Genomic DNA, 13,420 nt, shown 5'->3' on the forward strand with positions numbered 1-13,420 from the left:
TGACGGGCGGCGGAAGCCGGCGATGGGGCGAGTTTGCTGCGGGGCTAAGTAAACCGAGGGTTGGCTAACTGTTGCCCGTGTCAAGAACGTCCTGAGGCACCGCGCTGTCGGTCGCCATCGCGTGGAAGAGACGCGTCGCCGCCTCCGTGTCCCACACCACCACCGAGCCGGAGTCGCTGCCGGTGAACTCGCCGATCGGCACGGTCGTGGTGGTGACGGGCCCGTGAAGGGCCCACGCCAACCGGGCCAGATCCCACACGTGCGCGCCGGAGTCCACGGTCACCGCGCCCGACGCCGCATGCGCCATCGGGTACCAGTGCAGCGGGTTGAGGAAGACGGTGGGACTGGCCGCGCGTTGCATCAGCGCGGCCATGAACTCCCGCTGGTGAGTCATCCTGTCGAGGTCGGCGCGCGGCGTCGCCCGGGAGCGGACGTACCCGAGCGCACTGCGGCCGTCGAGGTCCTGACACCCGGCGGGCAAGTCGATGCCTGCAAGCGGATCGCTGATGGGCTCGGACGGACACATCGAGACACCGCCAACGGCGTCGACCATGGCGGCGAATCCGTCGAAGCCGATCTCGGCGTAGCGGTCGAGCCGGAGTCCCGTCGCCTGCTCGACCGTCTGCGCCAGCAGCGGCGCACCGCCAAGTGCGAAGGCCGCGTTGACCTTGTCCTCGCCGTATCCGGGAATCGCAAGGTAGGAGTCACGGGGGATCGACACCATCGTGGTCGGGGCGCTCGATCCGAGGCCCGGCACGTGGACCAGCAGGATCGTGTCGGTGCGGCCGTTGCCCAGGTCCCCTCCGGTCGCGAGCTCGGACTGCTGCTCGTCGGTCAGGCCTTGGCGGCTGTCCGATCCGACCAGCAGCCACGTGGTGCCGCTACCGGCCGGCGGGCGGTCGGGCAGCGCGGTCAGTGCCGGCACGCGATGCAGCGAGGTGTCGATCCAGACGGCCGCGCCGATCGTCGACGCGACGGCAAGGAGGAGGACCGCCATCAGGATCCGTCCCCAGTGGCGCTTGCGCTTGGGCTTGGGTGCGCGGGTGTTCGGCGCGGCAGCGGGGGGCGGTGGTGGTGGCCGACGGGGCGGCGGAGGTCGACGGGCCGGCGGCGGCGCGGGGCGGTACTTCGGCGGGGGCGGTGGCGGTGAAGGAGGAAGACGAGGTGCCGGGGCGCGCGGCGGGGCTATCGGTTGGGTGGCGTCGGGTGGACGCCTCGGCGGAGCGGGCGGTGGCCGGTAGTTCGGGTCGCGCCGGATGACCTGCGACGCCTCCACCGGTGGCCGGGGCTGCCGCGGATCGGGCCGGTTGTCGCTCACGGATCTGAATGTACGGGCAGGAGATGCCCGCGGTCAGGACGTGATCCCCAGCCAGCTCAGGTGCCCGGCGAGCAGTGCGTACCCCACGAAGGCGACGGCGTCGATGAGGCCATGCGCCACGATCAGGGGCCACAGCCGTCCCGTCCGCTGCCACACGTACCCGAAGACGAGACCCATCACGATGTTTCCGACGCCCGCGCCGAAGCCTTGGTACAGGTGATATGCGCCGCGTAGCAGGCTGGAGGCCACCAGGACGGCGACGGGGGAGTAGCCGAGCTGACGCAGCCGCGTCATGAGGAACGCGACGACGATTACCTCTTCGGCCCAGCCGTTGGCGAAGGCCACCGCGAGGAGGACCGGGATGCGCCACCACGTGTCGCCGAGTTCGGACGGGACGACGTCGACCCCGATGCCCAACGCCCGGCCCGCGACGTAGAGGCCGAGGCCGGGAACGCCGATCAGCGCCGCGAGGCCAAGGCCGCCCAGCAGGTCGGGGCGCCAGCGGAAGCGTCCGAGACCGATGCGACTGGGACCAAATCCGCTGCGCCACAGCAGGTAGAGGCCAAGCAGGCCCCACGCGATCAGCTGGAAGACCGACGCAAGGTTCAGCGCGAAGTTGATCAGGTCGATCGGCGACAGTCTGCGGTTGAGCGCCACCTTCTGGCCGGAGAGCCCAAGCAGGACGGCTTCGGTCAGGCTGACGAAGGCCGTGTAGGCGGAGAGTCCGAACGTGACGGCGAGGACGACGGCGATCTCGAGGCGGATCGCCCGTTTGCGAGGGTCGGGCAGCAGCTCGTCCGTCGCGCCCGTCACCGGAGCTACGGTAGCTGCCGTCAGATGCGGCGGGCGCGCAGCCCGTTCAGGAACGGACACCCCATCAGGATCCGGATGGCCTGGCTGAGCCCGGTGACGTCGTCGACCGGCTTGGCGAACGGCAGCCGCACGTCGTGGTCACCGTCTTCGGCCTCGACACGGAGCTGGACGCCGTAGCGGTCGAGCCCGAGCGGTCGGACGTGGCCGCGACGCAGCGGCGTCGGCAGTCGGTTGGCCAAGCGGTCGACCACTTCCCGGTGGGCGGACTCGAGGTGCTGCAGCCAACCCGATTCCATGGCGCAGAAGGGATCGGGCTGGGCGTCGAGCAGGGCGCTGACGCCGACGGACTCGGCTCCCGTCGAGTCGGCCACCACCACGGAGTCGATCTCGAGCCGCACCAGGGTGTACGGCGTGTCGCCGCCCTCGGCCTGCTCGGAGCCGGTGTTCACTTGCAGCAGTGCAGGATTCGGGTTCTGCTCGGCGATCATGTCCAGGAGTCCCGACAGGCCGGACGGCGGGACGTGGAACAGTCGGCCGCTGATCCAGACCAGCGAACGCACCGGCTCGCGCAGGGGAAGCGGCGCGTAGTCGGTCATCTCGAGTACCGCCTGAATTCCCGAGGCGCCCGAGGCGACGATCATCCCGGCCAGCAGAGCCCCGGAGGGCACCATGATCGCGAACGACCCGTCGTCGAGCAGGTGGTGCACGGGGGTGGGGGTGGGATCGGCGCCTTCCGCGGCCAGCATCGCGCCGCCGCCGCGGGCGCACGCGCTGCGAATCCGTTCGGCCGTCGTGGGTGCCACCAGGGCCGTTCCTGCCGTTGCGTCGCCGATCATCGCGCCTGCCTTCCGTCGGATGAGGTAACCCTAACTTAGGCTAGCCTCACCGAACGGTGCAAGTATTACCGAAATGGGCGCCGCGGGTCGGTGGGCGACGGGCCCGGTGCCGATAGGGTTGACCCGTGCCACGCGTCGCCTACCTGGGTCCCCAAGGGACCTTCACCGAGGCGGCCTTGTTGCAGATGGCCGACGCCGGCGTCATCCCCGACTCGTCGCCGCTGGTGCCGGTGACGTGCGACAGCGCAGGCGGCGCGCTGGCCGCCGTTCGCAGCGGAGCCGCCGACTACGCCTGCGCACCGATCGAGAGCTCGATCGAGGGCTCGGTGGTGCCGACGATGGACAGCCTCGCCGCGGGCACGCCGCTCCAGATCTTCGCCGAGCACACCCTCGACGTCGCCTTCAGCATCGCCGTCCGGCCCGGCACCTCAGCCTCCGCCGTGCAGACCGTCGCCGCCTTCCCGGTGGCCGAGGCGCAGGTCAGGCGGTGGCTGGCCGAGCACCTCCCCACCGCCCACACGGTGCTCACCACGTCCAACGCCGCCGCGGCGCACGACGTCGCCGATGGCCGGGCCGACGCAGGGGTCAGCACCGCGCTCGCCGCCCGGCGGCTCGGACTGGCCACGCTGGCCGACGGGGTGGTCGACGAGCCGAACGCCAGAACCCGATTCGTCCTCGTCGGCCCGCCCGGCGTGCCGCCCGCGCGCACCGGCGCGGATCGCACGTCGGTCGTCTTGCGGCTGGACAACGTGCCAGGTGCCCTGGTCGCTGCGATGACCGAACTCGCGATCCGCGATATCGACCTGGTTCGCATCGAATCGCGGCCCACTCGAGTCGAATTGGGGACGTACTTCTTCTTCCTGGACTTCGTCGGGCACGTCGACGACGATCCGGTCGCCGAGGCACTCCGAGCGCTTCACAGACGTTGTGCAGACGTGAGATATCTGGGTTCATGGTCGACAGGCACCGCCGTCGGTGCGACACCGCCGGCCACCGACGAGGCATCCGACTGGTTGGCCGCACTTCGAGAGGGGCGCGCCCGATGACAGGTCGACTGATACTCGTTCGGCACGGCCAGTCGCATGGAAACGTCGCCCGGCGGCTCGACACCCGCCCGCCAGGAGCCGCGCTCACCGACCTTGGCCACGAACAAGCGCGGGCCTTCGGCCGCTCCCTCGAACATCCCGTCGGCCTGTTGGCGCACTCCACCGCACTGCGTGCGGTCCAGACGGCAGCCGAGATCGGTGCACACCTCGGCTTGGACGCCGTCGAATTGCACGGCATCCACGAGGTGCACGCCGGCGACCTCGAAGACCGCAGCGACGACGACGCCCACGAGGAGTTCAACGCCACTTACCGGCTATGGCAGAAGGGCGATCTCGACGTTCCCATGCCCGGCGGCGAGAGCGCCCAGCAGGTGCTTGACCGCTATCTGCCGGTGGTGACCCAGCTGCGCCTGCGCTTCCTCGACGATCACGCGTGGGTGGGTGACGTCGTGGTGGTGAGCCACGGCGCCGCGATCCGGTTGGTCAGCACCGCGCTCTCGGGCGTCGACCCCGGCTTCGCCATCGAACATCACCTCGCCAACACCGAGTGCGTCGTCTTGAGCCCGATCACCGACGGCCGCTGGAGCTGCCTGCAGTGGGGGCCGTTCACGCCGCCGTTCGAACCGGTCGAGCATCCGGTCGAGGACGTGGCGCACAGCGCCGACCCGATGGGCTAGGACGGCTTGGTTTCAGGACACGGCCGAGGCGACGAACGTCACCGCGCACGTGCACCCGACCGCGTCGCAGTCGACGGCGAAGGAGTGCAGACCGTCTGGGGTGGCGCAGTCATCGGTGCACTCGACGAAGAACGAGGCGTGGTGAACCAGGGTGCCGTGGCAGTGGTCGAGGTCCTCCCGGCACTCGCGACAGACATCGGACATGCCTTAGTTCTAGCACCGCCCACCGACGAAGCCGCGATGCCGCGCCTGAAGTGATTCAGGCCCAACCGAGTTCGTGCAAACGATCGTCGTCGATGCCGAAGTGGTGGGCGATCTCGTGGATCACCGTCACGGTCACCTCGTGAACCACGTCGCCGTCGGTCTCGCAGATGTCGAGCAACGCGTCACGGAAGATCGTGATGGTGTCGGGCAACGACCCGAAGTACGTCGAGTCGCGTTCGGTCAACGCGACACCCTCGTAGAGCCCAAGCAGATCGGGCTCCTCGGGATGACGGTCCTCGACGAGCACGACGACGTTGTCGATCGCCTTGGCAAGCGCGGGCGGGATCTCGTCGAGCGCGTCGGACACCAGCTCGTCGAACCGGTGCGAGCTCATCCGAACGGGCACCGCGGCTACTGCCCTGGCGGCGGAACCGGCACGACCGGAATCACGGGTGCGGGGTCGCCAACGACGGGGGCGGGCGCCGGCGCGCCGGGATCTCCGGCGGGTGGAGGAACAGCCGGTCCGTCCTGCGGCGGCAGACCGCCGTCGCCCTGAGGTCCCGGCGGGGGCGGCGGACCGTTGAGGAATGTGTTGCCCTGCGGCGGGGGCGGCGCGCCCGCGGTCGAAGTCGAAGTCGAAGCCTCGGTGCTCTGGGTTTGCGTGCTCTGAGTCTGAGTGGGGGTGGCCTGTTGCCCGGGCAGGTGGTTGTTGCCCTGGCTGTTGGAGCTGCTCGAGCTGCTCTGGTCGCTGAGGTCGATCTGCGACGACACCTGGGACGACGTGTCCACCGGAGGGAGCGGAATCGGCGCCATGTCCAACCGTTCCTCGGGGATGTCGGGCACCGCGACCGGCGGCTGGCCGTTGATGAGCAACGGCCCCTTGGCGCTGTTGAGCAGGGTGGACCAGCCGCCGTTGCCCAGAGTGGCGCCGATGCTGCACGACACCTGTTTGCTTCCGGCGGTCCAGCTCGGCAGCGAGATGGTGCTGTAGATCAGAGTGAGGGTGGTCTTGCGCAGCGCGACGGGCGCGAGGTACGCGTCCGTCATCCGCGTGCAGGCGTCCTTGACGAACTGGTCCTGGTCGCCGTCCGGCGGCACGGGGCCAGGGAACTTCTCGGCGAGGTTGACCGCCCCGGTCACCTCCATGGCGTGTGGCTTGGCGCAGTCGGTGGGAATGTCGGTGGGCTGATTGGTCACCGGATCGATGCCGAGACACGTCCCGGCAGGCCACACCTTCGACTGGTCGACGTCGGCGACCTTGCCCGCGAACGCCAGCTGGTGGTTGTCGGGTCCGGCCAGCTGCAAGCCGCACAGCATGCGGCGTTCGTCGGCCTGCCGCCACGCCTTGTCGCCGGACCAGACCAGGCTCACGCTGAACCGTCCGTTGGGGTCGTACTTCGCCCCGAGGTACTGCCGGGCCGCGGCCTGGCACTGCTCCTGGCTGATCTGCCTGATGCGCGCCTCCGACGGTGGGGCGGCGTCGGGGCCGTATTCGGTACCGGGGAACGTCCTCATGTCGATGCGGTCGGCGACCTCGAAGCGGTGCTCGTCGGAGCAGTCGACGATCTGTGCGGCGTCAGGAACCTGCTCTGGCCAGTTCAGGCACGTACCGCGAACCGCGTGGTCGAACGTGGCGTTTCCGCGCGAACCGCCGCCGAGGACGGACTTGCCTGCGTTGAGTCCGACGGGGAGGCCGCCGTGTCCACCGCCCGGGATCGCGGTGATGACGCCGGCGATGAGAAGTGCGCCCAGCGCCGTCAGCAGCAGCGCTCGCCGCGTCGACTCGGCCTGAAGACTCCGCCACCACGCCGGGTGGCGCGACGGCGGGGCGGCCTCGTCTGCGCTCTGTGCGGCGTCGTGGGGTGCGTCCAACATCTGGTCCATTGTGACAGGCGAGCCGAGTCGTGTGACAAGAGATGCAGTTGTAGCGTTATGAGGCTGTGCCCCGGGGTTGGGGTGGCATCCCGCCAAACGTAGGGTTTCATACGTGATCGACCTGAAGCTGCTGCGTGAAGATCCCGACCGGGTTCGCACGTCGCAACGGGCCCGGGGTGAAGATCCCGCCTTCGTAGACGTGCTGCTCGACGCCGACGCGACGAGGCGCTCCGCGATCTCCGCCGCCGACGATCTGAGAGCCGAGCAGAAGGCGGCCAGCAAGGCCGTCGGAGCGGCATCCGCCGACGAGCGACCCGCACTTCTGGCGCGCGCCAAGGAGCTCGCCGAAGCGGTCAAGGCCGCCGAAGTGGAGCAGGCCGCGGCCGAGGCGGCCTTCACCTCGGCGCACATGGCGATTCCGAACGTCATCGTCGACGGTGTCCCGCCAGGTGGCGAAAGCGACTTCGTGGTGCTCGACACCGTCGGCGAGCCGCCTTCGATCGACGATCCGAAGGATCATCTGGAACTCGGGGAATCACTGGGCCTGCTCGACATGGAGCGCGGCGCCAAGGTGTCCGGTTCGCGCTTCTACTTCTTGACGGGTGACGGCGCGCTGCTCCAGCTCGGGGTCATGCAGCTCGCGGTGAAGCTGGCCACCGAGAACGACCACACCCTCGTCATCCCGCCCGTCCTGGTACGCCCAGAGGTGATGGCCGGCACCGGATTCCTCGGCGCGCACGCCGACGAGATCTACCACCTCGAGGCCGACGACATGTACCTCGTCGGTACGTCGGAGGTCCCGCTGGCCGGCTACCACTCCGACGAGATCATCGACCTCTCCGAAGGGCCGCGACGCTACGCGGGATGGTCGTCGTGCTTCCGCCGCGAGGCAGGCAGCTACGGCAAGGACACCCGCGGCATCATCCGCGTTCACCAGTTCGACAAGGTGGAGGCCTTCGTCTACTGCAAGCCGGAGGACGCCGAAGCCGAGCATCAGCGCCTGCTGGACCTCGAGCGTCGGATGCTGGCCCTCATCGAGGTGCCCTACCGGGTGATCGACACCGCCGCAGGCGATTTGGGCTCCTCGGCGGCCCGCAAGTTCGATTGCGAGGCCTGGGTGCCCACGCAGAAGACCTACCGCGAGCTGACGTCGACGTCGAACTGCACCACGTTCCAGGCGCGACGCCTGTCCATCCGCTATCGCGACGAGAACGGCAAGCCGCAGATCGCCGCGACGCTCAACGGAACGCTGGGGACGACCCGCTGGCTCGTCGCCATCTTGGAGAATCACCAGCAGCCGGACGGCAGTGTCCGCGTCCCGGACGCGTTGGTGCCCTACGTCGGAAAGTCGGTACTTACGCCATGAGTCAGGGTGTCCCGGAACTCAAGACGATCGACCTCGACCTGGAGGAACTCCGGTCCTGGTTCGGGTTTGGGGTGGCTGGCAACTTCGCCGGACACCTCGAGCAGGCGGGCGAGGCCGCCGACTTCGTGAACGTGTCCAGTGAAGGGGCGGCGCCCAAGGGCATCTTCCCTTGGTACGCACCGGGTTACGACGGCTTCCTCGGTGAGTTTCCGCTGTCCGACGACAGCATTCTGTTGCCCGAGAGTGACACGCCGCTGAACTTGCAGATCGAACCCGAGGTCGGGCTGGCCTGCCACGTGGCGTGGCAGGGCGACACGGTGGTTTCGCTGCAGCCGTTTGCCCTCGGCGCATTCAACGACTGCTCGATCCGTCGGCCGGGCGCCCTGAAGATCAGTCACAAGAAGAACTGGGGCCCAGCCTCCAAGGGGGTGGCCGCTCAGTTCTTCGACGTCGGCGATCTCACGCCCGACGGGCCGACGTCGACGCTGCGGCTGGTGTGCGACCTGCGCACCGCCGACGGCAACGAGCACGGCTACGGCGTCGACAGCCCACTGCTCGGCTACTCGTACTACGGGGAGGTGCTCCTCGACTGGGTCACCGAGCGTCTCGCCAACCAAAAGGGCTCGCCCGAAACACCGTTGGAAGACGTCGGGGCGCTGATGGTGGCGGCCGGACATCCGGCGAACGTGCTGATCGGCATCGGTGCTACCCGCTACACGGAGCTCGGCGAGTCGACCTTCCTGCAACCCGGCGACGAAGCGATCGTGCGGGTGTACGACACCGAGTCCGAGGTTTATTCCGAACTGCGGCAGGTGGTTTCATCTCGTTAGGAGGCGCGATGGCGGACGTCGCGGTATCCCAGTTGTGGCGATTCCCGGTGAAGTCCATGGGTGGACACCGGGTCGACGCGGTCCGCGTCGACCGGCGCGGTGTGCACGCCGACCGACTGTGGGCGGTCCGCGACCTCGAGAACGGTGTCACCGCGTCGGCGCGACGAGTGCCGAAGCTGTTGGGCTGCTCGGCCGCGTACGTGTCCGAACCGGGGCCTGACGCCGGGCCTGGCAACGTGCCCGAGGTGACCGTCACCTTCCCGGATGGCACCGAGTGCTCGAGCTCCGACGACGCGGTGCACGCGCTGCTGTCCGAGCTTGTCGGCCGTGAGGTGCGACTGGTCGCGCTGCCGCCGCTCGACGACACCAGCCAGCACCGGATGACGATGGCGGACTCGCTGGCGAACTTCCGCGAAGCGCAGGTGCGCAAGGACTTCGGGCTCGACGATGCCGAGGCGCTGCCGGACACCTCCGTGTTCAGCACCAAGGACATCATCACCCTCGCCCGGTTCTCAACGCCGCCAGGCACTTTCGTCGATCTGGCGCCCGTGCATCTGATGAGCGCGACAAGCCTCGCGTCGTTGTCGGCGACCACCGAGGCCTACGACGTGCGGCGGTTCCGGCCCAACGTCCTCGTCGACGTAGGCCAGTCGGACGCGGAGTTCCCCGAGACGGCCTGGGCGGGCGGGGACGTCGAGATCGGTTCGGCCACCCTGCGCGTCACGATCCCGACCATCCGCTGCGTGGTCCCCACCAGACCGCAGCCGGGGCTGGACCTGGATCGTGGCGTGACCCGTCAACTGGCCGACCGGACGAACCGCTTCCTCGGCGTCTACGCCGACGTGACGCGCGCCGGCCTGCTTCGGGTCGGCGACGTGGTCTCGGTGCGGCCTGCCGCCCCGCCGACGGCACGGCACCGGGTGTGGTCGACGGTGGAGAAGGCAGCCACTCGCCAGGTCCAGCGCCTGCTCGAGGCGACGGTGCTGCGGGAGAAGCAATGAGCCGGGTGGCGGTGATCACCGGCGGCGCCGGCGGCATGGGGCTGGCCACGGCCAAGGTCGTCGGTCGCGAGCACGCGATCGTGCTGTGCGACATCCGCAAGGACCGACTGGATGGTGCGGTTGCCACGCTCGAAGGGCTGGGCATCGTGGTGACGGCGGTGAATTGCGACGTCACCGACCGGGCGGCGGTCGCCGAGATGTTCGAGACCGCAACGAATCTCGGGACGGTTGTCTCGGTGATCCACACTGCCGGGGTGAGCCCCAGCATGGGCGACGCCGAGTACGTGACGAGGACCAACGCGCTCGGCACGCTCCGCGTCAACGAGGCCTTTCACGCGGCCGCGCCGGCAGGATCGGCGATCGTCAACGTGGCCTCGATGGCGGCGTACCTGGTTCCCGAGGAACTCATCCCCACTGCGGCTTTCCCGATCGCCCTGGACGACGAGGACGCCTTCATGGAAGTCGTGTGCGCGACGTACGGCGCCATGCCAGCGGCGTCGCGGTCCGCTTTCGCCTATGCGGTGAGCAAGAGCTTCGTCAAGTGGTACAGCGCGTCTGCGGCCGAGCGGTTCAACGGACGGGGCCAGCGCATCGTGTCGGTCTCGCCCGGTTCGGTGGACACGGAGATGGGCAGGCTCGAGGAGCGCAACGGTGCGGGCGCGATCGTCGCCGACTTCGCGGTGCCACGCTGGGGCAACGCCGAGGAGATGGCCGAACTCTTCGCGTTCTGCGCCAGTGACAGGGCCGGTTACCTCACCGGAACCGACATCCTCGTCGACGGTGGCGTGGTGGCCTCGATGAGGGAGCGGGCCAGGGTGGCCGCTCAGCGGGCTTAACGCTCCAGCAGCTGGTCGAGGACCGCGGTGAACTCGTTGGCGCGCAACGGAGTAAAGGCCGGACTGGGTCGCGTGCCAGGAACATCGAGGGTCACCAGCGTCGACTTGACCGGCCGCCACACGTCCAGCGGCAGCCAGCGACGCAGGTCCGAGCTACCCCAGATGCGAAAGCGGTTGAGCACCAAGCCAAGCGGTTCGGTGCGATACCCGCGGACCGTTCGCAGCGGAATCACCTTCGAGGTTCCCGACGGAAAGTGATAGCGCCGCAGGGTGATGGCGTGCCGATCCAGCAAGACGAGGCCGTCGTCATAGCTCGGGTTCGGTTGGCTCACGCCTTGGCGCTCCTGAGCTCGTGTCCCTTCGACGTCAGGCATTTGCCGTTGGTCAGATTCCACGACCAGCCGTGCAGGTTGCACGTCAACGTCGTGCCGTCGACCACGCCGAACTTCGACAGATCCGCCTTCAGGTGTGGGCAGCGGCGCTGAATCTCCCAGCCGTCCAACGTGATCGACGCGGAGTCGTCGTGCGCCTCGGCGAACCACCCGTCCGCGTAGGCGATGCGCTCGTCGGTCAGGCACTTGAAGAACGTGTACAGGTACTCGTTGTAGCCGCCGACCCGCCACGCCTTGAACCGGGTGGACAGGAAGATGGTGTTGACCCAGTCCGGCTCGTCGTCGCGAAGCACCGTCCGGACCAGCTCGGGGGCGATTTCGAAACCGTACCGGAACTTCTCGTCGGCAATCGGTTCGCGCACAGTCCGTTTCGGGAAGTCGAGCACCACCGACTCGGGCCCCATCCGGAGCTCCACCGGGTAGCCGATGCCGTCGCAGATCTGGTCGCTCTGCAACATGATCGGCTCGAACTTGGCGCGCAGTGGCTCCAGTAGCGGGTCACCGTCGGCGGGGGCCCAGCCGGCCTTGGCGGCAGCTAGCACCGGCGCCATCCGCTGCGCGAACGCCTCGATGTAGGCGGCCTTGCCGGTGGTGAAGATCGTCTCGGGCTCGTCAACCGGATGAACCAACGAATTCAGTTCGGAGCCAGTGAATTCCGCGATGGTACCGGGGATCATCAGGAGCCCGCGGTCGTGGCCGTGGGTACGCATCTGGTCGAGGAACACGACCTGGTCGGGGAAGATGTTGGCGGGATCGCCGTGATCGTCGTTGAGGTCGCGCAGTTCCGGGTCGAGGAAGCACGGGGGGCCTGCGGACGGAACCACCCAGGTGGCGCCGACCTGGGCGATGTACTGCCGGCAGCGGTCCATCTGACGCTGACGCTTCTGGATGCCGAACGCCTCCTTGGCCCGCGCAGGCATGTCGTAGACCATCGGGTACCAGATCGCGCCCGAGTACTGCAGCATGTGCACGTCGACGTGCCCGAAGTTGGCGTCAAGGACCTCTAGATCAACGGGCCTGGCGTCGTTCATGTTGAACGCGACGGTCTCTCCGTCGGAGACGACCAGTCCGGAGTCGCCGATGGGGCCGTCGGCCGGCGCGCGCAGCGCGATGATCATCACGTCGAGGTCGCCCTTGGGGCCGCTCACCCGGTGCTTGGTCGAGTCGGTGGTCTCGAAGAACCGGTGAAAGCCGAGAGCTTCCAGAGAGCGACGCAGGTCCGGCACCGGATAGTCCGGCAGCAGCACCACGGCGTCCTTGTTGACGTGGGCGGCCAGGTGCTCCGGATCGAAGTGATCCTTGTGCAGGTGGCTGACGTAGAGGTAGTCGCAGTCGCCGAGGCGGTCCCAGTCCAATTGGCTGTTGTCAGGGAACGGAACCCACGACGCGAAGTAGGCCGGGTTGACCCAGGGATCGCAGAGGATGCTTCCGGCGGTGGTATCGATCCGGAAGCCGGCATGTCCGACACTTGTGACCTGCACGTATTGCCTTCCCTGCGGGGTATTCGTCGCCTCGATCCTACCGGGGCGGGCCGGCCTGCTCCTGCCAGCGGGCGCGGTAGTAGGCGAGCCGCTCGTCGTCGGGGTCTATCTCGTATTCGTCGAAGAACTCCGCCTCGAACCCCGGCCCGTAGTTCCAATCCAGTGACATCGTCGCCACCGCAAGATCAGCCCACCGGTCCGCGACCCCGAGGTCGCCGAGATCGACGTTCCCGCTGCACTGGGCGTCCTCGGCGACGACGGTATTGGGCGCGCATGGGTCGCCGTGGCAGACCACCAGCCGGTCGGCGGGCGGTGCGTCGGCGGGAATCCAGGACGGTGTGCCGAACGGGCACGCCTCGACGGGCGCCGCGTTGTGCAGCAGTCGCAGGCCCTGCGCGATTGCTCTGGTGGCGGTACGTGGACGCCTGATCCAGTCGGGATCGACGGCCGAACGTCCCGGCAGTGCCGCGGTGTGCAGCCAGCCCGGTCCCGTCGACAGAATCGTGGGCACGGAGTGGTACGCGATGGCCCACGTCATCCGCTCCGCCTCGGCGACCAGCAGTGCGGCGTGCTGTTCCGGGTAGACCTTGACGAACTCCTCGCCGGCCAGCGAGAACGTGACGCCGCCGAGGTCGTTGAGCCAGACCGCGGTCACCTCGCGATCACCCGCCAAGTCGGCGACGTGCTTCGGAACGGGAAGGGGTTCGGCGGGTCGGGTCACGGTGCACACCCTTCCACGTGGGAC

15 protein-coding genes are annotated in these 13,420 nt (G+C 68.6%); 6 read left to right on the forward strand and 9 right to left on the reverse strand.

Features of this window, described 5'->3' with window-relative positions:
- Positions 1-64: 64 nt before the first annotated feature.
- The 3 genes from B1790_RS25580 to B1790_RS25595 are packed head-to-tail and all read right to left on the reverse strand — an operon-like array spanning position 65 to position 2,967.
- Complete coding sequence (locus B1790_RS25580; RefSeq protein WP_255407306.1) at positions 65-1,318, reverse strand: LCP family protein; 1,254 nt, start codon at positions 1,316-1,318, stop codon at positions 65-67.
- 33 nt (positions 1,319-1,351) lie between these two features.
- Entirely contained in the window at positions 1,352-2,131 is a 780-nt protein-coding gene (locus tag B1790_RS25590; protein WP_079926089.1) for a CPBP family intramembrane glutamic endopeptidase, read from the reverse strand.
- 20 nt (positions 2,132-2,151) lie between these two features.
- On the reverse strand, positions 2,152-2,967 hold the full coding sequence (locus tag B1790_RS25595; RefSeq protein ID WP_079926090.1) for a DUF2470 domain-containing protein: 816 nt from the start codon (positions 2,965-2,967) through the stop codon (positions 2,152-2,154).
- Positions 2,968-3,092: 125 nt separating this feature from the next.
- On the opposite strand from B1790_RS25595, the gene pheA reads away from it, so the two are divergent.
- Together pheA and B1790_RS25605 are read left to right on the forward strand one after the other, a co-directional pair.
- Complete coding sequence (gene pheA, locus B1790_RS25600; RefSeq protein ID WP_079926091.1) at positions 3,093-4,013, forward strand: prephenate dehydratase; 921 nt, start codon at positions 3,093-3,095, stop codon at positions 4,011-4,013.
- A complete protein-coding gene (locus tag B1790_RS25605; RefSeq protein ID WP_079926092.1) occupies positions 4,010-4,690 on the forward strand; it encodes a histidine phosphatase family protein in 681 nt (226 codons plus the stop codon). Before pheA ends, B1790_RS25605 begins: the two co-directional genes overlap by 4 nt.
- A 12-nt stretch (positions 4,691-4,702) precedes the next feature.
- Here B1790_RS25605 and B1790_RS25610 read toward each other — a convergent pair whose 3' ends face one another.
- The 3 genes from B1790_RS25610 to B1790_RS25620 are packed head-to-tail and all read right to left on the reverse strand — an operon-like array spanning position 4,703 to position 6,778.
- On the reverse strand, positions 4,703-4,894 hold the full coding sequence (locus B1790_RS25610; protein ID WP_079926093.1) for a hypothetical protein: 192 nt from the start codon (positions 4,892-4,894) through the stop codon (positions 4,703-4,705).
- A gap of 55 nt (positions 4,895-4,949) precedes the next feature.
- Complete coding sequence (locus B1790_RS25615) at positions 4,950-5,300, reverse strand: metallopeptidase family protein (protein ID WP_079926094.1); 351 nt, start codon at positions 5,298-5,300, stop codon at positions 4,950-4,952.
- 5 nt (positions 5,301-5,305) lie between these two features.
- The gene (locus B1790_RS25620; RefSeq protein ID WP_079926095.1) at positions 5,306-6,778 is read right to left on the reverse strand and encodes a septum formation family protein; all 1,473 of its coding nucleotides are present in this window, start codon (positions 6,776-6,778) and stop codon (positions 5,306-5,308) included.
- A gap of 103 nt (positions 6,779-6,881) precedes the next feature.
- On the opposite strand from B1790_RS25620, the gene serS reads away from it, so the two are divergent.
- The 4 genes from serS to B1790_RS25640 are packed head-to-tail and all read left to right on the forward strand — an operon-like array spanning position 6,882 to position 10,802.
- The gene (gene serS, locus B1790_RS25625) at positions 6,882-8,135 is read left to right on the forward strand and encodes a serine--tRNA ligase (RefSeq protein ID WP_079926096.1); all 1,254 of its coding nucleotides are present in this window, start codon (positions 6,882-6,884) and stop codon (positions 8,133-8,135) included.
- The gene (locus B1790_RS25630; protein WP_079926097.1) at positions 8,132-8,965 is read left to right on the forward strand and encodes a DUF5718 family protein; all 834 of its coding nucleotides are present in this window, start codon (positions 8,132-8,134) and stop codon (positions 8,963-8,965) included. The genes serS and B1790_RS25630 overlap by 4 nt, the downstream gene beginning before the upstream one ends.
- Positions 8,966-8,973: 8 nt before the next feature.
- The gene (locus tag B1790_RS25635) at positions 8,974-9,966 is read left to right on the forward strand and encodes an MOSC domain-containing protein (RefSeq protein WP_079926098.1); all 993 of its coding nucleotides are present in this window, start codon (positions 8,974-8,976) and stop codon (positions 9,964-9,966) included.
- A complete protein-coding gene (locus B1790_RS25640) occupies positions 9,963-10,802 on the forward strand; it encodes an SDR family oxidoreductase (RefSeq protein ID WP_079926099.1) in 840 nt (279 codons plus the stop codon). Before B1790_RS25635 ends, B1790_RS25640 begins: the two co-directional genes overlap by 4 nt.
- On the opposite strand, the gene B1790_RS25645 is transcribed toward B1790_RS25640, so the two are convergent.
- Genes B1790_RS25645 through B1790_RS25655 form a run of 3 tightly spaced genes read right to left on the reverse strand, consistent with a single transcriptional unit; the run spans position 10,799 to position 13,396 of the window.
- A complete protein-coding gene (locus B1790_RS25645; protein ID WP_142553761.1) occupies positions 10,799-11,134 on the reverse strand; it encodes a hypothetical protein in 336 nt (111 codons plus the stop codon). The two genes, B1790_RS25640 and B1790_RS25645, sit on opposite strands and share 4 nt — an antisense overlap.
- Positions 11,131-12,675, reverse strand: a complete 1,545-nt coding sequence (locus tag B1790_RS25650) for a Rieske 2Fe-2S domain-containing protein (protein WP_079926101.1) — start codon at positions 12,673-12,675, stop codon at positions 11,131-11,133. The genes B1790_RS25645 and B1790_RS25650 overlap by 4 nt, the downstream gene beginning before the upstream one ends.
- Before the next feature lie 37 nt (positions 12,676-12,712).
- Entirely contained in the window at positions 12,713-13,396 is a 684-nt protein-coding gene (locus tag B1790_RS25655) for a phosphotransferase (RefSeq protein ID WP_079926136.1), read from the reverse strand.
- Positions 13,397-13,420: the final 24 nt, after the last annotated feature.

The sequence above is a fragment of the Mycobacterium sp. AT1 genome (genome assembly GCF_002043095.1).
Classification (GTDB): Bacteria; Actinomycetota; Actinomycetes; order Mycobacteriales; family Mycobacteriaceae; genus Mycobacterium.

Bases quoted from the DNA above. Each gene is read 5' to 3' on its own strand.
- B1790_RS25595 (WP_079926090.1), bottom strand. From the start codon at position 2,967: ATGATCGGCGACGCAACGGCAGGAACGGCCCTGGTGGCACCCACGACG.
- B1790_RS25605 (WP_079926092.1), top strand. From the start codon at position 4,010: ATGACAGGTCGACTGATACTCGTTCGGCACGGCCAGTCGCATGGAAAC.
- B1790_RS25610 (WP_079926093.1), bottom strand. From the start codon at position 4,894: ATGTCCGATGTCTGTCGCGAGTGCCGGGAGGACCTCGACCACTGCCAC.
- B1790_RS25620 (WP_079926095.1), bottom strand. From the start codon at position 6,778: ATGGACCAGATGTTGGACGCACCCCACGACGCCGCACAGAGCGCAGAC.
- B1790_RS25630 (WP_079926097.1), top strand. From the start codon at position 8,132: ATGAGTCAGGGTGTCCCGGAACTCAAGACGATCGACCTCGACCTGGAG.
- B1790_RS25635 (WP_079926098.1), top strand. From the start codon at position 8,974: ATGGCGGACGTCGCGGTATCCCAGTTGTGGCGATTCCCGGTGAAGTCC.
- B1790_RS25640 (WP_079926099.1), top strand. From the start codon at position 9,963: ATGAGCCGGGTGGCGGTGATCACCGGCGGCGCCGGCGGCATGGGGCTG.